Source organism: Nakamurella flava (assembly GCF_005298075.1).
GTDB classification, from domain to species: domain Bacteria; phylum Actinomycetota; class Actinomycetes; order Mycobacteriales; family Nakamurellaceae; genus Nakamurella; species Nakamurella flava.
Genome location: NZ_SZZH01000004.1, coordinates 16,150 through 38,369, shown reverse-complemented (window position 1 = coordinate 38,369; position 22,220 = coordinate 16,150). Strand labels below are relative to the sequence as shown.

General features: G+C 73.1%; 22 protein-coding genes. 6 read left to right on the top strand and 16 right to left on the bottom strand.

Features of this window, described 5'->3' with window-relative positions:
* Positions 1 to 2: 2 nt before the first annotated feature.
* The 7 genes from FDO65_RS16030 to FDO65_RS16005 form a co-directional block, all read right to left on the bottom strand.
* Complete coding sequence (locus FDO65_RS16030) at positions 3 to 1,055, bottom strand: GGDEF domain-containing protein (protein WP_166442237.1); 1,053 nt, start codon at positions 1,053 to 1,055, stop codon at positions 3 to 5.
* A gap of 145 nt (positions 1,056 to 1,200) precedes the next feature.
* The gene (locus tag FDO65_RS16025) at positions 1,201 to 2,046 is read right to left on the bottom strand and encodes an aldo/keto reductase (protein ID WP_240757662.1); all 846 of its coding nucleotides are present in this window, start codon (positions 2,044 to 2,046) and stop codon (positions 1,201 to 1,203) included.
* An 88-nt stretch (positions 2,047 to 2,134) separates the two neighbouring features.
* Positions 2,135 to 2,779 (bottom strand): heme-binding beta-barrel domain-containing protein, encoded by a 645-nt coding sequence (locus FDO65_RS16020; protein WP_137450742.1) that lies wholly within the window; start codon positions 2,777 to 2,779, stop codon positions 2,135 to 2,137.
* 256 nt (positions 2,780 to 3,035) lie between these two features.
* Positions 3,036 to 3,353 (bottom strand): DUF1416 domain-containing protein, encoded by a 318-nt coding sequence (locus tag FDO65_RS16015; protein WP_137450741.1) that lies wholly within the window; start codon positions 3,351 to 3,353, stop codon positions 3,036 to 3,038.
* Between the two features lie 26 nt (positions 3,354 to 3,379).
* Positions 3,380 to 4,207 (bottom strand): sulfurtransferase, encoded by an 828-nt coding sequence (locus FDO65_RS16010; RefSeq protein WP_137450740.1) that lies wholly within the window; start codon positions 4,205 to 4,207, stop codon positions 3,380 to 3,382.
* A 249-nt stretch (positions 4,208 to 4,456) separates the two neighbouring features.
* Positions 4,457 to 4,528: a putative leader peptide gene (locus FDO65_RS23345; RefSeq protein WP_420847548.1), complete on the bottom strand. Its 72-nt coding sequence runs from the start codon at positions 4,526 to 4,528 to the stop codon at positions 4,457 to 4,459.
* 76 nt (positions 4,529 to 4,604) lie between these two features.
* Entirely contained in the window at positions 4,605 to 5,348 is a 744-nt protein-coding gene (locus FDO65_RS16005) for an LmeA family phospholipid-binding protein (RefSeq protein ID WP_166442236.1), read from the bottom strand.
* Positions 5,349 to 5,751: 403 nt separating this feature from the next.
* On the opposite strand from FDO65_RS16005, the gene FDO65_RS23225 reads away from it, so the two are divergent.
* Together FDO65_RS23225 and mshD are read left to right on the top strand one after the other, a co-directional pair.
* Entirely contained in the window at positions 5,752 to 6,453 is a 702-nt protein-coding gene (locus FDO65_RS23225; RefSeq protein ID WP_137450738.1) for a winged helix-turn-helix transcriptional regulator, read from the top strand.
* Entirely contained in the window at positions 6,450 to 7,370 is a 921-nt protein-coding gene (gene mshD / locus FDO65_RS15995) for a mycothiol synthase (RefSeq protein ID WP_205850100.1), read from the top strand. Before FDO65_RS23225 ends, mshD begins: the two co-directional genes overlap by 4 nt.
* A gap of 3 nt (positions 7,371 to 7,373) precedes the next feature.
* Here mshD and FDO65_RS15990 read toward each other — a convergent pair whose 3' ends face one another.
* Entirely contained in the window at positions 7,374 to 8,558 is a 1,185-nt protein-coding gene (locus FDO65_RS15990; protein WP_205850099.1) for an MFS transporter, read from the bottom strand.
* A 109-nt stretch (positions 8,559 to 8,667) separates the two neighbouring features.
* Here FDO65_RS15990 and FDO65_RS15985 point away from each other — a divergent pair, with 109 nt between their 5' ends.
* Complete coding sequence (locus tag FDO65_RS15985) at positions 8,668 to 9,600, top strand: cation diffusion facilitator family transporter (protein WP_137450736.1); 933 nt, start codon at positions 8,668 to 8,670, stop codon at positions 9,598 to 9,600.
* Positions 9,597 to 10,661, top strand: a complete 1,065-nt coding sequence (locus FDO65_RS15980) for a flavin-containing monooxygenase (RefSeq protein ID WP_205850097.1) — start codon at positions 9,597 to 9,599, stop codon at positions 10,659 to 10,661. Before FDO65_RS15985 ends, FDO65_RS15980 begins: the two co-directional genes overlap by 4 nt.
* Positions 10,662 to 10,671: 10 nt before the next feature.
* Here the strand turns inward: FDO65_RS15980 and phoU are convergent, their stop codons facing one another.
* From phoU to FDO65_RS15955, 5 genes are all read right to left on the bottom strand, one after another.
* Positions 10,672 to 11,358 (bottom strand): phosphate signaling complex protein PhoU, encoded by a 687-nt coding sequence (phoU, locus tag FDO65_RS15975; RefSeq protein ID WP_137450735.1) that lies wholly within the window; start codon positions 11,356 to 11,358, stop codon positions 10,672 to 10,674.
* Positions 11,359 to 11,548: 190 nt separating this feature from the next.
* Positions 11,549 to 13,246, bottom strand: a complete 1,698-nt coding sequence (locus FDO65_RS15970) for an LCP family protein (protein WP_137450734.1) — start codon at positions 13,244 to 13,246, stop codon at positions 11,549 to 11,551.
* Positions 13,247 to 13,561: 315 nt separating this feature from the next.
* On the bottom strand, positions 13,562 to 13,990 hold the full coding sequence (locus tag FDO65_RS15965; protein ID WP_137450733.1) for a hypothetical protein: 429 nt from the start codon (positions 13,988 to 13,990) through the stop codon (positions 13,562 to 13,564).
* A gap of 122 nt (positions 13,991 to 14,112) precedes the next feature.
* Entirely contained in the window at positions 14,113 to 15,306 is a 1,194-nt protein-coding gene (dusB, locus tag FDO65_RS15960) for a tRNA dihydrouridine synthase DusB (RefSeq protein ID WP_137450732.1), read from the bottom strand.
* A gap of 51 nt (positions 15,307 to 15,357) precedes the next feature.
* Complete coding sequence (locus FDO65_RS15955; protein WP_137450731.1) at positions 15,358 to 15,927, bottom strand: YbaK/EbsC family protein; 570 nt, start codon at positions 15,925 to 15,927, stop codon at positions 15,358 to 15,360.
* A 181-nt stretch (positions 15,928 to 16,108) separates the two neighbouring features.
* Between FDO65_RS15955 and FDO65_RS15950 the strand changes: the two genes are divergently transcribed.
* Positions 16,109 to 16,900, top strand: a complete 792-nt coding sequence (locus FDO65_RS15950; RefSeq protein WP_166442235.1) for a CPBP family intramembrane glutamic endopeptidase — start codon at positions 16,109 to 16,111, stop codon at positions 16,898 to 16,900.
* 6 nt (positions 16,901 to 16,906) lie between these two features.
* Here FDO65_RS15950 and FDO65_RS15945 read toward each other — a convergent pair whose 3' ends face one another.
* From FDO65_RS15945 to FDO65_RS15935, 3 genes are read right to left on the bottom strand one after another with little or no spacing between them, the layout of a single operon-like run.
* Positions 16,907 to 18,565 (bottom strand): GTPase, encoded by a 1,659-nt coding sequence (locus FDO65_RS15945; RefSeq protein WP_137450729.1) that lies wholly within the window; start codon positions 18,563 to 18,565, stop codon positions 16,907 to 16,909.
* Positions 18,562 to 20,298, bottom strand: coding sequence for a GTPase domain-containing protein (locus FDO65_RS15940; RefSeq protein WP_137450728.1), 1,737 nt, complete (start codon positions 20,296 to 20,298; stop codon positions 18,562 to 18,564). Before FDO65_RS15940 ends, FDO65_RS15945 begins: the two co-directional genes overlap by 4 nt.
* Positions 20,295 to 21,281 (bottom strand): LLM class F420-dependent oxidoreductase, encoded by a 987-nt coding sequence (locus tag FDO65_RS15935; protein ID WP_137450727.1) that lies wholly within the window; start codon positions 21,279 to 21,281, stop codon positions 20,295 to 20,297. Before FDO65_RS15935 ends, FDO65_RS15940 begins: the two co-directional genes overlap by 4 nt.
* Before the next feature lie 101 nt (positions 21,282 to 21,382).
* Here FDO65_RS15935 and FDO65_RS15930 point away from each other — a divergent pair, with 101 nt between their 5' ends.
* Positions 21,383 to 22,189, top strand: a complete 807-nt coding sequence (locus FDO65_RS15930) for an inositol monophosphatase family protein (RefSeq protein WP_240757661.1) — start codon at positions 21,383 to 21,385, stop codon at positions 22,187 to 22,189.
* The last annotated feature ends 31 nt before the right edge of the window (positions 22,190 to 22,220 follow it).

The following is a 22,220-nucleotide window of genomic DNA, read 5'->3' as shown; positions in this document are numbered from 1 at the left end:
CGCTACCCATCGCCCCGATCGGCGACCACCCGGTTCCGGCCGGCTCGTTTGGCCTGGTAGAGGCACCGGTCGGCCCGGTCCAACAGCACCTGCAGACTGTCGTGCGGTGCGGCCGTGCCGGGCGTCCGCACGGTCTCGGTGGCCGTACCGATGCTGACCGTCCCCGACCACGGCGCGATCCATTCGACGGCCCGTTCGCGGAGTCGTTCGGCCAGGATCCGCGTCTCGTCGGCGTCGGCCGCGGTCACCACAGCGAACTCCTCGCCCCCGAGGCGGACCACCAGATCGTCCTGACGGGTCTCCTGGAGCAGCCCGCGACCGATCGCCTCCAGAGCCCGGTCCCCGGCCTGGTGGCCGAACAGGTCGTTGATGACCTTGAAGTGATCGATGTCGAGCAGCACGACGGAACGGTAGCGGGCGGTGCGGGTGGCCCGGTCGAACACCTCGGGCGACAACCCACGCCGGTTGAGCACGCCGGTCAGCGGATCCGTCACCGACAACCGGGCCAGCGAGCGGAGCACCTCGGAAAGATCGCCGCGCAAGACCAGCACGGTCTCGGCGGCGGCGACGAACGACAGCACCGGGAGGCCGGTGAGCGACAGCCACTGCACCGGACTGTCGGCGACCAGGCCCATCACGGCGCCGCAGGCGACGGCCACCACCGCCTCCTGACCCCGGACCAGGGGCCGGGCGAGAAAGACGGCCGTGAACAGGGTCGGCGGCAACAGCATCACCACGTTGAGCAGTGCGCCCGTGCGGTCCTGGTTGGCGGCGATGGAGACCATCACCAGGACGTCGAGCAGCAGCACCACGCCGAACGTCTGGGGGTCGCTCCACCGCGCCCCCCAGAGCCGGCTGGCGACGGCGACGAGCCCGCTGGCGACGATGACGCCGGCGAAGGCGAACAGCCATCCGGGTCGGACCGTCGTCGGGTCCAGGGCCGCGACCACCCCGAGGACGACACCGCCGAGCGTCATCCAGGACAGCACCCGGGCGCGACGACCTGGGTCGCTCCGGCGTTCGTCGGCGATCTGCCCCGACGGTTCGCTGGCCACCGCCCGCGACCGTGCATCGAACGCCATACGACCCCCGTCCCCGAACGTGCTGACTTTACGTGAAGTACTGATGACGCAGAGGTGGGATCAGAGACGACTGCGGCCGACCCCCGCAGGGGCCGGCCGCGATGACGACGTCGGAAGATCAGTCGGGGACGTAGTCGAACGTGTCCGGGTTCGGGCCACGCCGGCCGTCCCGGTCCAGCGCGTTGATCTCGGCCATGTCCGCGGGCTCCAGGCTGAAGTCGAACAGCTCGAAGTTCTCGGTCATCCGCTCGGCGCTGCTGGCCTTGGGGAAGACGATCACGCCGTTCTGGATGTGCCAGCGCAGCACGACCTGGGCCGGGCTCTTGCCGATGCGCTTGGCGATCGCGCCGACGACCGGGTCGTCCAGCACGTCGCCCTGGGCGATGGGGGACCAGCCCTCGGTGGCGATGCCGTGCTGGGCGTCGAACTCCCGCAGCCCGGTCTGGGCGAAGTACGGGTGCACCTCGATCTGGTTGACCGCGGGGACGACGGTCGACTCCTCGAAGAGCTTCTGCAGGTGACCGGGCTGGAAGTTGGACACGCCGATGGCTCGGGCCCGCCCGTCGGCGTACTCCTGCTCCAGGGCGCGCCAGGTGCCCAGGAAGTCGCCCACGGTCGGCAGCGGCCAGTGGATGAGGATCAGGTCGATCTGCTCGGTCCGCAGCTTGTCCAGCGTCTCGGCGAACGAGCGGCGGGTGGCGTCGTACCCGTGCGAGTTGTTGTTGATCTTGCTGGTCACGAAGATCGTGCTCGGGTCGACGCCGGACTCGGCGATGCCCTCGGCGACCTCCGCCTCGTTGCCGTACATCTGCGCGGTGTCGATGTGCCGGTACCCGACGGACAGCGCCTGCTGCACGGCCGCGGACGTGTCGGCCGGGTCGATCTGGAAGACGCCGAATCCCAGCTGCGGGATCTCGACGCCGTTGTTCAGGGTCAGGGTGGGAACGGTGTTCGGCTGAGCCACTGGTGCACAGGTCCTTTCACGTACGCGACGGTCTGTCGGTGGGTAGGTACCCATTTCCAGCAACCGGGTCGCGCCCGAGAAGATTCCGTCAGCCGGCGATGCGCTCCAAAGCCGCCGACGCATGGGGCGCCAGGGCCGCGTCCTTGTGGGCGCGCTCCTCGACGTAGGCCAGCCGGCCGTCGGGGGTGATGCCGTACAGCCGAGTGGCCCCGATGACGGGGGCGGCGGTGGGGGTCCGCCAGGTGCCGTCCGTGGACATCGCCCACGCCGTGGCCGACCGGGCCTGACCGTAGAAGACCTCGATACGTCCCTCGGCGTGCGCGATCAGCAGCTCGAGCGACCCGTCGGGCTGGGGACGCCAGAAGCCGACTTCGCGAGCCCCTGGGCCGGTGACCTCGCCGTCGTCGTCAAGCAACCACAGCACCGACTCGTGGCGCAGGAAGTCGCGGCCGTCGTGGGAGATGGTGATCTGCTGCCCGAAGTCGGGGGACTGCGCGCCCGGTTCGTTGCCGAACAGCCCGGTCCCACGCCACACCCCGACCAGCGGCAGCAGGGCCAGGCAGGCGTCGTCGAGCACCGGGCCGAGTCGCAGGTTCGCCGTGTCCTCGGGGATCGGCAGCGGCGGCACGTCCTGCAGGTTCACACCGCGGGTCGATTCCGCCCGGGACTGGGCAGCCGCGACCGCGGCGTCGCCGCTACCGCGCTGGACGCCGCCCGGCTCCGCCGCGCTCACCGGTCCTCGTGCAGCAACCGGTAGATGACGTAGACGGCGAACCAGGTGATGACCAGGGCGACGACCACGAGCAGCCCGGTGTAGAAGATCTCCAGCACCCCACCACCCTAGCGGCGGACGGCCGACGCCGAGCCGCCGTCCCGTTGTGACCTTCGGTGGGATTCACCGGTTCGACACAGGGAATCGCCGCGGACGCACGAACGCCGGGCCCGCCCCCACGAGTGGGGAGCGGACCCGGCGTCCGGGACGGGGCAGGTCAGCGCGAGACGGAGATCTCCGCCTCGGTGACACCGAGCTCGGTGACGGCGACCTCGGTCGACCCGTTGCCGAAGCGGGACAGCGCCCGGACGGTCCACGAGCCCGGGGCGGCGAAGAAGCGGTACACGCCCTCGGGAGAGGTCACGACCTCGGCGGTGAACTCGCCGGTGCCGTCGAGCAGGCGCACGAACGCGCCGCCCACCGGGGCAGCGGTGGCACTGTCGACCACGCGGCCCTGGAGCACCGCCTGGGTGCCGGGATCGACGCCGGCCGGCAGGTCGATGGTCTGGGCGGGGGCTCCGCAACCAGCAGTCATGGCAGGTCCTTCTCTCTACGGGATTCTCAGGAGCCGGTCTCGACCGGGACGCCGACCAGCGAGCCGTACTCGGTCCACGAGCCGTCGTAGTTCTTGACGTTCTTCTTGCCGAGGATCTCGACCAGTACGAACCAGGTGTGGCTGGAACGCTCGCCGATCCGGCAGTAGGCGATGGTGTCCTTGCTGTCGTCCACCCCGGCGTACAGCTCGGTCAGCTCGGCGTCGGACTTGAAGGTGCCGTCCTCGTTGGCCGCCTTCGACCACGGCACGTTGACCGCGGTCGGGATGTGGCCGGCGCGCTGGGCGGCCTCCTGCGGAAGGTGGGCCGGGGCGAACAGCTTGCCGGAGAACTCGTCGGGGGACCGGACGTCGACCAGGTTCTGGGTCCCGATGGCCGCCACGACTTCGTCGCGCAGCGCACGGATCGAGCTGTCCAGCTCACCGGCGGTGTAGCTGGTCTCCACCCGGTCGGGGACATCGGTGGTGAGCGGACGACCGTCCAGCTCCCACTTCTTGCGGCCGCCGTCGACGAGCTTGACGGCCTGGTGGCCGTACAGCTTGAAGTACCAGTAGGCGTAGGCCGCGAACCAGTTGTTGTTGCCGCCGTAGAGCACGACGGTGTCGTCGTTGGAGATGCCCTTGGCCGACAGCAGCTTCTCGAAGCCCGCCTTGTCGACGAAGTCTCGGCGCACCGGATCCTGCAGCTCGGTCTTCCAGTTGATCCGGACGGCCCCGGGCAGGTGACCGGCGTCGTAGGCGGTGGTGTCCTCGTCCACCTCGACGAAGACGACACCGGGCGTGTTCAGGTTCTCCTCGGCCCAGTCGACGGAGACGAGGGCGTCCTCGCGGCTCATGTACAACTCCTTGCGGGGTGGACCCTCGGATGGTCGAGGGTTTCGGTGGATCTCTCGGGATGGTGGAGCGTGGGACTTCGCTGGTGACCCCGGGTTCGCGCCCCGCGCCCGGACGGGGCGGGGTGGCGGATCCGGACGGGCCGCGGTACGCGCAGTGGGGGCGGGGAGGGCGACCGTCCGCCGGGCGGACAGGTCGGGAAGCTCACCGCGGGGATCGACACCCGGGGGTGGATCCGGAGGGGGGCGCGCTCAGGCGCAACAGAGCGCGCTGCTGACGCGCGCGAGGTCGACGGCACGACGGCTCGTCAGGAGCAGACCCATAGCACAACGGTAACAGGTGGGTGCCGAGGTTCGGCACCGCGAGCCGGGACCCGGTGCTCCCCGCCCGGGTGATCGGTCAGCGGCCCGCCCACCGCAGCTGCGACAGGGTGAACGCCCCCGTCCCGACGCTCACCACCAGGTCGCTGCCCTGCACCGTGACGGTGCCGCTGGTGACGGTGAACGGCAGCCAGTTCAACGGGACGGTGGTGGTCAGGGCCTGTTCGAGCTGGTCGGCGCTGGCGTCCGCGGCCTGGCTGCTGCTGGCGGACAGGGCCACCCCGGCCGCCTGCAGGTCGGACACCGCGATCCGCAGGGTGTCGTTGCTGATGCTCACCGTCGCCGTACCCGACAGCGGGATCTGCTGGCCGAGGACGGTCACCGTCGTGGACACCTGCACCCCGCCGTTCGCCCCGGGGCTGAAGGTGACGTTGCGACCGGCGTCGCCACCGATCGCCGCCGGCAGGCCGGCCAAGGGCAGGTAGGCCTTGAGCGTCGACGACTGGGCGGTGAGGTTGTCCACGCTGCCGCCGAGGGCGTCGGACAACGGCAGGGTCACGTCCTGCAGGTCCGCTTCGGCGTGGGCGCCGGCCACCGCACCCTGCCGGGTGGTCGTCGCGGTGACCACCACCTGCGGGTACTCGCCGCGGACGGCCTGCCAGAGGAAGGGGAAGCCGTCGATGGAGACGTCGGCGTCGACCTGACCATTCGCCTGCTGGTCGATCGACTGCGCGGCCCGGTACTCGGAGTACGCACGCAAGCCGAAGTCGGTGGCCACCAGCAGGACGACCAGCACGACGAGCACGATCAGCAGCTTCCGCACCCCGTCAGTGTTGCAGCGCGTCCGCGCCGCGCGGACGTCCTGGTCCGGTGTACCCCGGCCGGGTGACACCGATGACGACCGCCGGCGTCATCCGTTGGGAACACCGACGACCCCGCGGGGCCGATCCGGCCGCCGCGGACTGTGACATCGGCCCCATCGGTGGGCCGGAAGCCGCGTCCGGTTACACCGCCGTCACACGACCTTGATAAACCGTGTCAGTCAGTCACCGCTGCCGACACGGTGACCGTCCCACCCGCACGAGCCGCGGGTGGTGGTGATCGTCCGGGTGGGAACCCGGATCGTCGGCGGCACGACCCGATCGCACAGGCCGGTTCCGATCATGTGAGCCGCAGGACCGGCGGACTACAGTGAGTCCGCTGGTGGCGACGGCTGAGGGAGGACCATGGAGCTCCTACTGCTCACCACCGACCCTTCCCCGGCGTCGGTGCTGCCCGCGGTCGACCTGCTGCCCGTCCGGATGCGGTCCGCGCCCCCGGAGGCAGCGTCCCTGGTCACCTCGGGTCCGTACGACCTGTTGCTGCTGGACGCCCGTCATGACCTCGCTGCCGCGCGGACGCTCTGCCGGCTGCTGGGGTCCGACGGGCTCGCCGTCTCCATCCTGGCCATCGTCAGCGAGGGCGGCATGGTGGCGATCGGCCCCGAGTGGGGGGTCGCCGACGTCGTGCTGGCCAGCGCTGGTCCGGCCGAGGTGCACGCCCGGTTGCGGTTGTTGTCCGCCCGCACCACCGCCGTGTCCAACTCCGGGATGATCACCCTTGGCGACCTGACCATCGAGGAGGACACCTACACGGCCCGCCTGCGGGGGCGGCCGCTCGAACTGACCTACAAGGAGTTCGAGCTGCTGAAGTTCCTCGCCCAGCACCCGGGTCGGGTGTTCACCCGCGAGCAGCTGGTCACCGAGGTGTGGGGGTACGACTTCTTCGGCGGTACCCGCACGGTCGACGTCCACGTGCGGCGGCTGCGCGCCAAGCTCGGTGCCGAACACGAGTCGCTGATCGGTACCGTCCGGAACGTGGGTTACAAGATGGTGCCGCCGAACCGCTCCATGGTGCGTGACGAGACGGCGTCCGGGACGCCCGCGTGAGCGGAGTGGCCGCGACCTGGCGTCCGTCCGATCCGGCCGACGACCCGGACGCGGTGCAGGCCGTCGTGACCGCGGCCATCGCCCAGGACGGGGTCGCCGCCGTCTCCGGCCACGTCCTCGAGGCCATCGCGGCCGGCCGGGCCGAGGTCTGCGTGATCCCGTCCGCCACCGGGTCCGGCCTGGACGGACTGGCCGTCGCCCTCGGCGGGGGCCCGGCCGAAGTGGTCGTCGCCCCGTCCGCCCGCGGACGCGGACTGGGCACCCGGCTGGTACGGGCCGCGCTCGACCGTCAGCCCGGGGTCTGGGCCTACGGCGATCTGCCGGCGGCGGCGTCGGTGGCCGCCCGACTCGGTCTGGTCCGTGGGCGGGGGCTCGTACAGCTTCGCCGCGCCGGCGACGGGGCAGTCGGACCGGGCCCGGTCCCGGAGCTGCCGGCCGGGGTGTCCATCCGGTCGTTCCAACCCGGCGACGAGGACCAGATCGTCGGTGTGAACGCCCGGGCGTTCGCCTGGCACCCGGAGCAGGGCGCGATGACCCGCGCCGATCTGGACGAACAGATCGCCCAGGACTGGTTCGACCCGGCCGGGCTGTTCGTCGCGGTGGCCCCGGATGCCGACGGCACCGAGCGGATCGTCGGGTTCCACTGGACGAAGGTGCACCCCGTCGATCCGACCCCCCGGTCCGGTCCGGTCGGCCCGATCGGCGAGATCTACGTGCTGGCCGCCGATCCCGCGGCCGGGGTGCGCGGGGTGGGTGGCCCGTTGACGGCGGCCGGCCTGGACCACCTGGCCGGCCGGGGGCTGACGACGGTCATGCTCTACACCGAGGCCGACAACGACCGCGCGCTCGCGCTCTACCGCCGGTTCGGTTTCACCCTCTTCGTCGGCAACGTCGTCTACCAGTCGGCGTCCGACTGACCGTCAGGTGTCGTCCGCCCGCCGGAGCACCAGCACGGCCGGTGCGGTGACCGCGGCCACCAGCACCCCGCAGGCCAGCAGGGCCGCCGCCAGCCCGAACGACGCGGCGGTCGCTCCGACCAGCAGCGCGCCGATCGCCGTGCCCGCGTCGTAGGTGGCGTTCCACGCCGCGCTCGCGGTGGTCTCCCGTGACCGGCCGGCCAGCCGGAACGCACCCAGCAGGGTGAGGTTCTGGACCGCGCCGTAGCTGACGCCGAAGATCGCCGCGCCCACCAGCACCAGGGCGGCCGTCGCCGTCCCGCTGTGGACGCCGCCGGCCACCACGGCCAGCCCCGCCGCTCCGCAGACCGAGCCCAGGAGCAGCAACGGGGCCATGGACCGTCGATCCGACAGCACCCCGGCCCCCCAGCGCGTCAAGGCGGCGACCAGGCCCATGACCACCAGCGCCGCGCTCGCCAACCCCGGATCGACCTGGACCGGCAGGATCGCCAGCATCCCGCCGCCGGCCAGGGTGACGGTCAGCAGCAGGACGAGGACGGCGGCCAGGCGCCCCCGGGGGAACCGGTCGGTGCCGGGGACCGCCCGGTCCTTCGCGGCCCCGTCGTCCGTCGTCGGGCCGGGATCGGGGAACCGGCCGACCAGGGGCAGCGCCAGCACGGGGGCCAACGCGCACCAGGCGACCACGTCGAAGCGGCCCGCGCCGGTCAACGCGACCGACAGCGGGATGGCCACCAGGTTCGGGACCGCCACGGCCAGACCGTAGAGACCGATGGCCGCGCCGTGCCGGTTCGCCGGGACCGCGGCGGTCGCCAGCAGCGGGCTGAGGACGGTGAGGATGCCGAAACCGATTCCGCGCACCGCCGAGTCGGTGAGCAGCCACCACAATTCGTCGTGCACCAGCAGCAGCGGGGCGGGCGCCCCGAGGGCGAGCAGGCCGATGGCCAGCGTCGCCGGTCGACCCACGGCGGTGATCAAGCGGGGGACGCCGAGCTGGGTCAGCACCGTGGCGGTCAGCAGCACGGTGGCCGGCAGACCGGCCAGGGCCTCGGGGACGCCGACCGACACCGCGTACAGCGGCAACGACGACAAGGTCAGGAAGAACCCGGTGAACCCGAGCAGGCTGAGGACCAGCAGTGCACGGATCGGCGGCAGCGACAGCAGTGCGGGTCGGTCGTCCGTCGAGTCCACGTCACCGCTCTCCGTCCGGGCCCGTGGGCCGCGCCGCCGCCGGTGACCCGGCGGGACGACGCCGTCATGTGCGGCCCTGCCGCCGTCAGGGAAAGGTAGCGTCTGCGCCATGGGGGCTGGACACACCCACGGGCACTCGCACGGCCCGGGACCGGGTGCCGACCATCGGGGTCGGCTGGCGATCGCGTTCACCATCACCTCGCTCATCCTGGTCGTCGAGGTCATCGGTGCGGTGTGGTCGGGCAGTCTCGCGCTGCTGGCCGACGCCGGGCACATGGTGACCGACGCCGCCGGCCTGCTCATCGCCCTGATCGCCGCCTCGCTGGCCCGCCGGCCGGCCACCGACCGCCGCACCTGGGGTTATCTGCGCGCCGAGGTGCTGGCCGCCTGCCTGCAGGCGTCCGTGCTCCTGGCCGTCGGCGTCTTCGTGATGGTCGAGGCCGTCCAGCGGCTCTTCGACCCGCCGCCGGTGGGGGCCGGCATCATGCTCGTCTTCGGTGTCGTGGGCCTGCTCGGCAACATCGCGTCGATCGCCGTGCTCGCCTCCGACCGGTCGGCGAACATGAACATGCGCGCGGCGTTCCTGGAGGTCGTCAACGACGCGCTCGGATCGGTCGCCGTCCTCGTGGCCGCCGGCGTCATCGCCACCACCGGGTGGGAACGGGCCGATCCGGTGGTCTCGATCCTGCTGGCCGCCCTCATCCTGCCGCGCACGATCATCCTGCTGCGGGAGACCGTGTCGGTGCTTCTGGAGAGCACCCCGCGGGACCTCGACCTCGACGACGTCCGGCGGCACCTGCTGGAACTGCCCCACGTCCACGCCGTCCACGACCTGCACGCCTCGCAGATCGCCACCGGGCTGCCCGTCCTCAGCGCGCACGTCGTCGTCGACGACTCCTGCTTCCACGACGGCCACGTGCCGGAGATGCTGGACCAGCTCCAGCAGTGCGTGGCCGAGCATTTCGCGATCTCCGTCGAACACTCGACGTTCCAACTCGAACCCGTCCGGCACAGCAGTCACGAGTCCGGGACCCACGCGTGAGATCGGCCGTGGCCGATCTGGTGGTCATCGGCGGCGGGCAGTCCGGCCTGGCCGCCGCCCTCGCCGCCACGGCCCACGGGATCCGTCCGATCGTCCTGGAACGCAGCACCGCTCTGGGGGGCGCCTGGCGGCACTACTGGGACAGCCTGACCCTGTTCTCGCCGGCCCGGTACGCCGGGCTCGCCGACCGGCCGATGACCGGTGATCCGGACCGCTACCCGCACCGCGACGAGATCGTCGCCTACCTCGACGGGGTCGCGGCCGGTCTGACGGCCGACGTCCGCACCGACTGGCCGGTCGACTGGGTGCGGCGGGCCGGATCGGGCCGCGGGTTCGTCGTCGGCGGGGCGGCGGGGGAGATCCGCGCCCACCGCATCGTCAGCGCCACCGGCCGGTACGGCCGTCCCCGGCACCCGGAGAGGACCGGCCTGGACGGGTTCACCGGCCGGGTCGTGCACACGGCGGACTACCGGGGGCCGGCCGACCTGCGCGGCGCACGGGTCGTCATCATCGGCGCGGCCAACAGCGCCGTCCAGATCGGCGCCGAACTGAGCCGGGACGCCCGGGTCACCCTGGCCAGCCGCCGCCCCATCCGCTGGGCCCGACAACGACCCCTCGGTCGGGACATGCACTGGTGGCTCGACCGGACGGGTCTGGACCGGGCCCCCATCGGGCCGCTGCTGGCCGGGCGGACGACCCCGGTCCTGGACGACGGGCGTTGGCGGGCCGCGTTCCGCCCCGACCGCCTGGACCGGCGGCCGCTGCCGCTGCGGGTGGGGACGGGCGCGCGCGGCGACCGGGTGCTGTGGCAGGACGGCAGCACCGAGCGGGTCGACGTCATCGTGCTGGCCACCGGATACCACCCCGACGTCGGCTATCTCGCCGACACCGGGGCACTGACCGCCGACGGTCAGCCGCAGCAGCGGCACGGCGTCTCGACGACCGTGCCGGGCCTGGGCTACGTGGGTCTGGAACTGCAGCGGACCGTTGCGTCGGCCACCCTGCGGGGGGTGAGCCGGGACGCCGACTTCGTCATCCGGCGGTTGCTGCGGCAGAACTGACCGGGCGCGGTCAGGACTCGGGGGCGTAGTTCCCCTCGGCCGGGGTGGTGTCGCCGCCGACGTTCTCGCCGGTCACCAGGAAGACGACCCGACGGGCGACCGCGACCGCGTGATCGGCGAACCGTTCGTAGAAGCGGCTGAGCAGGGCGATGTCGACGGCCGGACCGACCCCGTTGTCCCACTCCGGGGCCAGCATCAGGGTGAACAGCTCGCGCTGCAGGTCATCCATCAGGTCGTCCTCGACCTCGAGGCGACGGGCCAGCTCGAGGTTGCGCTCCCGCAGGACCAGACCGGCCTGGTCGGCCAGGTGGACGCCGACCCGGCCCATCCGCTCGATGATCGGCCGGACCCCGACCGGGATGACGTGCGCGGGGTGCCGACGGCGGGCGGCCTTGGCCACGTGGATGGCCAGCGCGCCCATGCGCTGCAGGTCGGCGACGATCCACATCGCGGACACCACGGCGCGCAGGTCGGTGGCGACCGGGGCTTCGAGCGCGAGTAACTCGAAGGCGACCTGCTCGGCGTTGGCCCGCATGCTGTCGAGCCGGACGTCGGAGGCGATGACCTGTTCGGCCAGCGCCAGGTCGGCATTGAGCAGTGCCTTGGTCGCGTCGCGCAGCGCGGTGCTCGTCAGCTGGCACATCAAATAGCCGTGATCGCCCAGATCAGCGAGCCGAACCTGGTAAGCCTGCCTCATTTGCCCAGCTTACGGCTCGGCCTGCATATCGCATCGCGATCATGGTGAACGCGTTGTGAACAGCCGCCGGATCGTGAGCGACGACGTCGCCCGGACGGGCCGGTACAGGCCGCCTGGGTGTCGGGCCGCACCCGTCTCCACTCGGACGAGTGGTGCCCGTCGTCCGCCCGGGCGACGGTCGGAGCAGGGGTCAGGCGCACAGGGCCTGGCCGGCGTTCACCGACTGCAGGTCGGTCGAGTTCAGCGAGCTGACCGGGGACTGACTGGCCGAGGCCGCGCCGGTGTCGTCGACCGGGGGTGCCGTCAGCGACGGGTCGACGGTGCCGGTGATATCGGAGCCGGCCGACACCGATCGCACGGTGCCGTCGAACTCCTGACCCAGCACCAGACGAACCCCGGCCGTGCCGGCCACCGGGACCAGCACCGCCCCGGGGACGGCCGCGGCGACGGTGGCCGCGGTCGCCAGGTCGGCGGCCGGATCGGTGCCGCCCGTCGGGTACTCGACGACGGCGGCGAAATCGGCGACCTGCTCGGTGGCCACCAGGTTGTCCTCGGGGATGGAGAAACCGTAGGCCGAGAGCTCGTCGGCCACGGTCGACGCGGTGCCCGGTCGGCCCGTCGAGTTGACGATGCGCAGGTCGACACCGGACGGGTCGACGGCCGTCGCGGTGACCGGGCCGGAGGTGACGGGCGCCGGGCTGGACGACGCGGTCGCGGCCGACGGGTCCGGTGACGGGACGGTCGGCGTCGGAGCGGCGCTGGTCGCCGCCGGCTCACCGGGCAGCGGCTGGTCGTTGAGCAGGGCCTGGAAGACGGCCGGGGCCTTGGTCTCGTCGACGTCCAACGCGTCCGGGTCGCTCTGGCTCGGCACCGTCGGCAGCGTGTAGAAGGTGACCTTGCTGGGGGACAGATCGCCGAACGACTGGGCCAGGGTCACGAGGTCGTCGATCGTCACGTTGTCGGTGAAGGTGTTCTGCACGAACGCCTGCAGGAACGCATCCAGCTTCGTCGGGTTCAGCAGCGTCCCGGCGCTGGTGACCTGCTGCAGCAGGGCGGACAGCACGACCTGCTGCCGGCGGATGCGGGCCAGGTCGGAGTCCTTGTCGCCGATGACCTCACGGGCCCGGACCAGGCTCAGCGCCTGGTCACCGACGACGGTCTGCACGCCGGCGGTCGGGACGACGGTGCCCAGCACCGAGTCGACGATGGGGCTGCACACGTTGACGGTGATCCCGCCCAGGGCGTCGACCATGTTCTTGAAGCCGGCGAAATCGATGCCGATCACGCGGTTGATCTTCAAGCCGGTCAGGCCCTGGACGGCCTTGACGGTGCACTGCGGTCCGCCGACCGAGTAGGCCCAGTTGACGTGCCATTCCTCGCCCGACTTGATCTGGTACGGCTGGTCCGAGATCTTCCCGGTGTCGGAGTTCCAGCTGTTGCACTGCGGAGCCTTCACCCAGGTGTCCCGGGGGATGGACAGCACGGTCACGTGCTGCCGGTCGCCGCTGATGTGGGCGAGCATCAGGGTGTCGGAGTTGGCCACCCCGTCGGTGCTGCCGTCACTGACCCCGGGCTCGTTGTTGGCGCCCGACCGGGTGTCAGAGCCGAGCAGCAGGATGTTCTCCGGCGCGTAGACGGTCGTGCTGGTCACCGTCGGCGTGGCCAGATTCGAGTCGTCGGTCGTGACGGCCTGCACGCTGCGATCCGCGATGCCCTGGTCGGCCCGGGCCTTGATCGACCACTCCCACCCGGTGGCGGTGAGCACGAGGACGGCGACCAAGCCGATGACGACGCGGCCGGCGATCAGGCCGCGGCGGTTGCGGGCGCGACGAACCGGGGGGCCGGACCGTCCGTGACGGGGGCCGTCCGAGCCGGGCTCGCTGGTCACGCGCACCTCCAGTGTGGCGGATGACGGCCATCGGCCGGTCGGGTCGGCAGCTCAGGGCGGCGGCCGGTGTGACACCCGCGCGGGACGCGGGGTCACAGGTGTAGGGACTGCCAGAACACCGACCGGGTTGCCTGCCGTGCGCGACCGATCCCCGTCATGGTACGGAACGTGCACGTCACGGCGCGGGCGCGCGACCGGTCACCCGCCCGAACGAGCGATCGCTCCGATATGGGCGTTTCGTGAGCCATTCGGCCGGGTCGAGCGGCCGGGTCGCCCCACTCGTCCGTGGGTCCATCTGTGCTCGTCCGCCAGCGATCATTGGATGCAGAACGGCACCAGCCGCGCGACCCCGTCCTGCACCCCGACATGCAAGGTGGCGAGGTCCGTCCCCGCGATCCGCCCGTCCCGGACGATGCGCAGCACCGACGGAACCTCGTAGACCTCACCGGCCGGAGGCGCACCGGACGACGGACGCCACTGCGGGACCGGGTGGACGGCCGCCCACACCGGCTCGAAGCGGATCGTGCTGGTCGCCGCGGCACACCCCGACAGGCCGCCGACCGGATCCACCGCCGCCGCCAGCGCGGCCTGCTGGTCGGCGACCGAGTCGGCCGTCGCGCTCAGGCCGTCCAGCAGCGTGCGCACGGCGGGCGGGGTGGGATCGGCGGAGTCGGCGTCAGCGGCCGCCGAGCAGGCCGCCGTCGCCAGGACGACGCCGATCAGCGCTACCCGCGGGAACCGCACCGGACGTCAGCCGTCGTCATCCGCGCCCCTGGGTCGACTCGGTCTCGCTCGTGCCTCGCTCGACCGTCGTCATCCGCGCTCCTGGGTCGACTCGGTCTCGCTCGTGCCTCGCTCGACCGTCGTCATCCGCCGCTCGTGTCGGACTCGGCCTCCTGGTCCGGCACCACGTCGGCGTCCGGGTCGTCCAACCAGCCGTAGGGCAGGTGCACGGTGCGCTGCGGAGAGCCCTGCCGACCCCGGGGGCCCTCGGCGGCGTCCGGGAACGGCTGGTCAGCGTCCAGCCGGGCGAGCAGCCCGTCCAGCTGATCCAGGGTGGCGACCATGCCGAGCTCCCGACGGATGTCCGAGCCGACGGCGAAACCCTTGAGGTACCAAGCAATGTGCTTGCGGAGGTCGCGCAGGCCACGGTCGGCGCCCATCTCCGCCATCAGCAGCACGGCGTGCCGGCGCAGGATCGCGGCCGCCTCCCCGAGGGTGGGCGGCGTCGGGGCCGGGAGCCCGTCGAAGGCCGCCGCCAGCTCCGCGAACAGCCACGGCCGGCCCTGGCAGCCCCGGCCCACGACGACCCCGTCGCAACCGGTGGCCGCCATCATGTCGAGAGCGTCCTGCGCGGCGAAGATGTCGCCGTTGCCGAGCACCGGCACGCTGGTGACGGCCTGCTTCAGCTCGCCGATCCGGTCCCAGTCGGCCGTGCCCGAGTAGTGCTGGATGGCGGTGCGGGCGTGCAGGGCGACCGCGGCGACGCCGCTGTCCTCCGCGATCCGCCCGGCGTCCAGGAAGGTGATGTGCTCCGGGTCGATACCCACCCGCATCTTCACCGTCACCGGGATGCCGGCCGGCTGCGCCGCGTTGACGGCGGACCGCACGATCGCCTCGAACAGCTTGCGCTTGTACGGCAGCGCCGAGCCACCGCCCTTGCGGGTCACCTTGGGTACCGGGCAACCGAAGTTGAGATCGATGTGGTCGGCGAGGTTCTCGTCGACGATCATGCGGACGGCGTCACCCACCACCGTCGGGTCCACCCCGTACAGCTGCAGCGAGCGGGGATGTTCGGCCTCGTCGAACCGGATCATCTCGAACGTCTTGCGGTCCCGGGCAACCAGGGCGCGGGTGGTGATCATCTCGCAGACGTAAAGCCCGGCCCCGAACTCGCGGCACAGCTTGCGGAACGAGGCGTTGGTGATGCCGGCCATCGGGGCCAGCACCACCGGCGGCCACACTTCGTACGGCCCCACCGTGAGGGGACGGTGTGGCGCGGGCTGGGTGGTCGGGCCCGGCGACAGGACGGGGTCCGGCAGGGTGGTGCTCACACTCATGACGACCATCGTCCCAGCCGGACCGGCCGGCGCCCGACCGTCGCGTCGGAATCAGACCAGGGCGGCGAGGCCGTCGATCACCTGCGCGGTCGGCAGTCCGGCCAGTGTCGCCCCGTCGACCACGATCTTCGAGCCGCGGATCCCCGAGCCGATCACCACCGGTCCGGCCGCGATCACGGCGTTGTCGACGAAGACCGGCCAGTCGCCCGGCAGACCGATCGGGGTGATGCCGCCGTACTCCATCCCGGTGCGGCCCACGGCGTCGTCCATCGGCGCGAACGACACCTTGCGGACGTCCAGCAGCCGGCGGACCGTCCCGTTCACGTCGGCCCGGGTGGTCGCCAGGATCACCGCCGCCGCCCAGCGCACGTCGCCGCCGCGCTTGCCCGCCACCACCACGCAGTTCGCCGACGCCGCCGCCGGCACGTCGTAGGCCGCGCAGAAGGCGGCGGTGTCGGCCAGCGCCGGGTCGATGGCCCCCACCCCGATCGCCGCGAACCGCGGATCGGCCGACCGTAGAGCGGTCAGGGCGGCGGTCACGGGCGGAGCGAGCAGGTCGGGTCGGTCCGCGGCAGCGGAGGTGCCGAGGGTGCCCAGGGTGGGGATCGTGCGGTCGTCCATGTGCCCACTCTGTCAAAACCGCACCCGCCGTCCGGGTCCGGCCGGTCTCGCTCGCCAGCCGGGCGGCACTTTCGGGTGGCCGCCCGGCGACCCGCGGTATATCACCCGGCCCTGGGGTTCACAGTCGGTGCGGGAGGCGGGGCCGCGCATCGATGGCCCCGCCCGGCAACGGGGAGAACACGTGCGCATCCGACCGTCCTGGCGACCGGCCGTCGCCGTCTTCGCCCTGTACCTGGTCGTCGTCGTCGCGCTGTGGACGGCGATCGGCATGGACTACACCGCGTTCGCCGGAACCACGCGGACCGTCGCCCTCGGGATGACGCTCACCATGGGCGTCCTCGTCGCGCTGCTCGTCGTCGTCACCTCGGTCCTCGGATGGTGGCGGCCGGTGCTCCGTGAGCGGGCCACCGGCCCGCGCTGGCTGCTGGTGTTGCCGGTGCTCTACGTGCTCACCGCCGTCGGCCCGTTGCTCAGCGTCGATCTCGGCCGGGTCCCGCCCGGGTACTGGGTGGCCCTAGCCCTGGGGTGCCTGGGCGTCGGTGTCGCCGAGGAACTGCTGTGCCGGGGCCTGCTCCTCGTCGGGTTCCGCGGCAGCGTGGGCGAGGTGGGGGCCTGGTTGGGCGCCACCCTGCTGTTCTCGCTGTTGCACGCCGTCAACGCGTTCTTCGGCCAGTCGCTCGGCACCACCGCGTTCCAGCTGGCGGCCACCTTCCTGGCCGGGACCGCGTTCTACGTGATGCGCCGGGTCAGCGGTGGCCTGCTGCTGCCGGTGCTGGTGCACGCCTTCTTCGACTTCGGTCTCATCGCCGGGGAAGGCATGGGCACCAAGGGCTCGCCCTGGAACGCGCTGACCAACCTGCAACTCCTGGCCTGGGTCGTGGCCGTCGTCGGGACGGTGCTGGTCCTCCGCGCGTCCCGCCGGGCCGCGGTCGCCCCGCCCTTGGGCGCGGACGGACCGGTTGTCGCCGCCTGAGAGCGGTCAGCGGGCCGCGCGCTGGGCGGCGGCCCGGAAGCGGTCGTGGTCCGCACGGACGGCCGCCAACGGGGCGCCGATCTCCGCCACCGCCACCGCTGCCACCGCGCTGGTCAGCCGCTGCTGGACACGGGCCGCCCGGCGGCGGGCCGTCCGGGCCACCAACGGCCGGCAGACGGCGGCCAGCAGCAACCCGGCCAGCAGACCGCCGGCCAGCAGCAGGGTGGGCAGTGGCAGCCCGGCGACCCGGGGCAGCGGCACGATGTCGTCCAGCTGCAACCAGCCGAGCACCATCAGACCGAGCAGCCAGAGCGTGCCGGCCAGCGCCACGACGAGCAGCACCCATTGGACGGCGCCCACGGCGCGCTGCCAGGCCGCCGGCGCGGCCGGGTCGTCGCCGCCGTCGCGCACGGCCTCCCCGACGGCCCGGTCGAGGCGGTCGGCCAATCCGACCGTCGCGGTCATGGAGGCCCGGCGCAGTTCGTCCCGCCACACGGTCGGCAGCCCGTCCGCCACCGTGTCCCGGGCGTCCCGGACGGCCAGGTCGAGAGCGGCCACCGTCCGCTCGGTGGCCGGCGGCAGGGAGGTCCGCCCCGACTGGTGGGACGCCAGGTGGACCGCCTCCAGCGGGTCGGGTCGGGCCCTGCGCAACCACCGCACCGGGGGCCAGCCGGTCGTGGCCGTGCCGGCCCGGCGGGCGGAGCGTTCGACCGCCTGCACCACGGTGGGGACCCCGGCGGCGCCGGCCAGGGCATCGGCCACGGTGGTCTCGTCGATCGCCCCACCACGGGACCCGGACCTGCCGGCGGGCGGGTCGGCCTCGGCGGTGTGCGCGAGGAGGGCCCCACCGACCCGGCGGATGTCGGCGGTGAGCCGCTCGTCGGCCGCCCGTCGGTGGGCGACCGTCCCGGCCAGCCGGTCGCGCAGTTCCGGCAGGCCCGCTCCGGTCCGCGCCGACACCGTGAGCAGGGGCGCCGCCGCCAGCCCTTCGGCGTCCAGCAGTCGTCGCAGATCCGCCCGGCAGGCGGCCAGTGCTTCGGGGGTCAGCCGGTCGGCCTGGTTGAGGACGACGAGCAGGGAGCCGGCGTGCCCGGCCAGCGGCCGCAGGTAGCGGTCGTGCACGGCGGCGTCGGCGTACTTCTCCGGGTCCAGCACCCAGATCAGCACGTCGACCAGCTCGACCAGCCGGTCCACCTCGAGGCGGTGCTCGACGCGGATACTGTCGTGGTCGGGCAGGTCCAGCAGCACCAGCCCGGCGGGGGCGGCGTCCGGCCGGCGGTGCCGTCGCGGCACCTGCAGCCAGTCGAGCAGGTCGTCCTGCGGATCCGGCCCGACGACGGTCGCGTGGGCCACCCCGGTGGTCGGCCGGGTCACCCCGGGGCTGCTTACCTCCGCCTCGGACAGCGCGTTGAACAGCGTCGACTTCCCACTGCCCGTCGCCCCGGCCAGGGCCACGACGGTGCCGTCGCCGAACGCGCGCCGGGCTCCGGCCTTGCCCAGCAGGACCCGCGCGTCGCCCACCGCCAGCAGCTCCAGCCGCCCGTCCGCCACCTCGACGGCGGCCCGCAGCGCGGACAGCCGCTCCGACAGGGGCAGCTCCCCGTCCTCACCGCGGCCGAACCAGCGTCGCCGACGGGTCGGCTCCACCGCCGACTGGTCGGTCATCGTCGACCCCGCCGGGTGCGGTCCACCGCGGCGGCCGCGTCCCGCAGGCGACGCGCGGCGTCCGGGTCCGGGGCGACGGTGCGGAGCCGTTCGAGGAAGCGGTCCTGGTCGGCGGACAGCAGTCCCGAGGAACGGGTGAGCAGGTCGCGACGGGCCCGGTCGGCCAGGGACCGCACAGCGGCATCACCCAGTGCGGCCTCCAGTACCCGTTGCCCGGCCACCGTGGTGCCGCCGGCGACGGCCAGTTCGGCCCCGGACAGTCCGGCGGTGGCCGCGAAGATCGACACCATGGCCGCCCCACCGGCCCCGTTGACGCCCCAGGACAGCATCCGGGCCCGGTTGCGCTTGCCGGCGCCCTCGGCGCGCACCAGGTCCAGGACGGCGCCCTGCCAGTCGCGCACCGAACGGGCGGCCGCCTCCGGCAGGTCGTGGCCGGCCCGCGACAGCTCACGGTCCGCCTCCGGGGGGCTGTCCAGCAGAGCGGAACCACCGGGCAGCGCCCGCCAGGCCGTCACCGTGCGTTCGGCGGCACCGTCCGCGGCCGCGTGCAGCAGGGCGACCACCCCGGATTCCACCGCGCCGTCCAACTCGACCGCCGGGGCCCGTCCGGCGCCGAACGCCGCCCCGATGCGATCCCGCAACCGGCCGATCCCGGACTGCAGGCCCCGCATCCACTCCCCGGTGCCCACGAACTCCTGCCACCGGGCGAGCACCTCGCCGCGCAGCAGCGAGCCGTCCCGCACCCCGCGATCCACCCGGTCCTCCGCGGCCCGGTAGGCGTCGGTGGCCGCGTCCCGCAGCGCGGCGGCCGCCCCGATCTGTTCCTCGACGCCGGCGGCGACCAGCTCCATCCGCCCGGTGAGGCTGGCGAGCGCGCCGTCCAGGGTCTGCCGGACGACGGCCGCCCGCTGCTCGGCGTCGGCGGCCAGGCCGTAGAGCCAGGACCGGAGCGGTCCGACCTGCGCGGCGGCGAGCATGCCGTCCGGGCCGAGCGGGTGCTCGGCCACCACGAAGAGCGGGGTCCCGGCCAGGCCCGCCCGGTCCAGCAGCCCGGCCAGGTCGGGGGCCACGGCGTCGGCGGCCTCCGGCGGCACCCGGTCGAGGACGACGGCCAGCGCCGTCCCCCGGTCGCGGGCGGTGCGGAGCACGTCCCACGGGACGGCGTCGGCGTACCGGGCGGCGGTCGTGACGAAGATCCACAGGTCGGCGGCGGCGAGCAGTTGCCCGGCCAGATCGCGGTTGGACTGCACCACGGAGTCGACGTCCGGGGCGTCCAGTACGGCCAGCCCGGGCGGCAGGGTGTCGGTCGTCACCAGGTGCAGGCCACTGCCGGCGGCGGTCGCCGGGCCGCCCGTCGTGCGGGCCAGACCCGGCAGCACCCGGTCACCGGCGAACGCCGCCCGATCGCCCGGATGGCAGACGATGACGGGGGAGCGGGTGGTCGGGCGCAGGACGCCCGGGACGGTCACCGGCGCCCCGATCAGGCTGTTCACCAGCGTCGACTTGCCCGCCCCGGTGGAGCCGCCCACCACCGCGAGGAGCGGGGCGTCCAGGTCGGCCAGCCGGGGCAGCAGGTAGTCGTCGATCTGGTCGGCCAGCTCGTCCGCGGTCCGGCGGGCCGCGTCCCGGTGGGCGGTGACCAGCCCGGGGAACGGGCGGCGGAGCTCCTCGCGGAGGGCCGTCAGGGCAGCGACGGGCCCGCTGGGGCTCGCGGCCGCTCCGGTTCCGGTCACGACGTCGATGGTGCCTGACCGGCGCCGTCGAGCCGGGGACGGACTTCGCGCGCAACCAGATCGAGATGATCGACGTCGTGCAGGTCCAGGACCTGCAGGTAGAACCGCTGCGCCCCGGCCGTCGTCCAGGTGCCGAAGCCGTCGACGACCTCGTCGACGGTGCCGGCCAGCGGGCTCGCCGCCCGCAGGTCGTCGGCGTCCCGACCGATGGCCTCGGCCCGCCGCCGGTACTCGGCGTCGTCCGCCCCGACGCAGAGCACGTGGGCCAGCGAATACACCAGGTCGTCGGGGGATCGGCCGGCCGCCTCGCAGGCGGCCCGCACCCGCCCGAACTGGGCCACCCCGGCCTCGACCTCGTCGGGGAAACCGAGGTTGAACTCGTCGGCGAACCGCGCGGCCAGCGCCGGGGTCCGCTTCGGGCCGCGCCCGCCGATGATGATCGGGATGTGCGGGACGTCGGCCCGGGACCGTTGGATCGGCTTGGGCAGGCCGGGCGCGCCCCGCAACGTCCACGTCGGGCCGTCGTGGTCGAAGGTCTCGCCCACGGGCGTGCCCCACAGGCCGGTGATGATCTCCAGCTGCTCGGTGAGCCGGTCGAACCGTTCACCGAAGGAGGACCCGAACGGCAGCCCGTAGGCGGTGTGCTCGGCCTCGAACCAGCCGGAGCCCAACCCGAGTTCCAGCCGACCTCCGGAGATGTCGTCGACCTGGGCGGCGGCGATGGCCAGCATCGAGGGATGGCGGAAGGTGGCCGAGGTGACCAGGGTGCCCAACCGGATGTCCGGCACCTGGGCCGCGATCGCCCCCAGGCTGACGAACGACTCGGACGGCCCGGGCAAGCCGTCGCCGCCCATCGTCAGGACGTGGTCGGATCGGAAGAAGCCGGTGAAGCCCAGCGTGTGGGCGGCCTGCGCGACCCGGAGCAGATCGGCGTGCGCCGCGCCCTGCTGGGGTTCGGTGAAGATGCGGAGATCGGGGGCCATGGTCGGACGGTAACCCGCCGGCGGCCCGGTGAACCCGGTCGGCACCCGAGCCGGGTGACCGGGTGTTCGGCGGCGCGCCCCGACGCGGGAGGATGACCCCCGTGACCTCCCTCCCCTTCCCGGGCGCCGCGGCGTCCGCCGGCACCGTCGACCCGGCCGCTCTGCTCGACCTGGCCCTGCGCGCGGCCTCCGCGGCCGGTGACGAGCTGATCAAGCGCTACGGCTTCATCCAGGGCCTGGACTCCAAGTCCAGCGCCACCGACCCGGTGTCCGACGCCGACCGCGCCTCCGAGGCGCTGCTGGTCGAGATGATCACCGCCCAGCGTCCCGACGACGGCATCCTCGGCGAGGAGGGCGCGGACCGCGAGTCCCGCTCCGGCCTGCGCTGGGTGATCGACCCGCTGGACGGCACGGTCAACTACATCTACGGCATCGACGAGTGGGCCGTGAGCGTCGCGATCGAGGACCTCGACGGCCCGCTGGTCGGCGTAGTGCGCAACCCGGTGTCGGGGCGCACCTACAGCGCTGTCCGCGGCGGCGGGGCGTTCCGCGACGGCAAGCCGATCCGGGTCAACGATCCGGTGCCGGCGGCCCGGGCCCTGCTGGCCACCGGGTTCAGCTACACGGCCGAGCGTCGGATCAAGCAGAGCGCGTTCATGGCGCGACTGCTCCCGCAGATCCGGGACCTGCGGCGTTGCGGCTCCGCCGCGCTCGACGTGTGCATGGTCGCCGACGGTCAGGTCGACGCCTTCTATGAGGAGGGCGTCAATTGGTGGGACGTGGCCGCCGCCACCGTCATCTGCCGGGAGGCCGGCGGAGTCGATTCACGCGTATCGCCCGCGGGGGCGGCCCCCGGCTACCTGTTCGCCGGTCCGGGGTTGCACAAGGAGCTGACGAACCTGTTCTGAGCCGGCCTCTTTCGCGGGTGCGGGGCCGGGA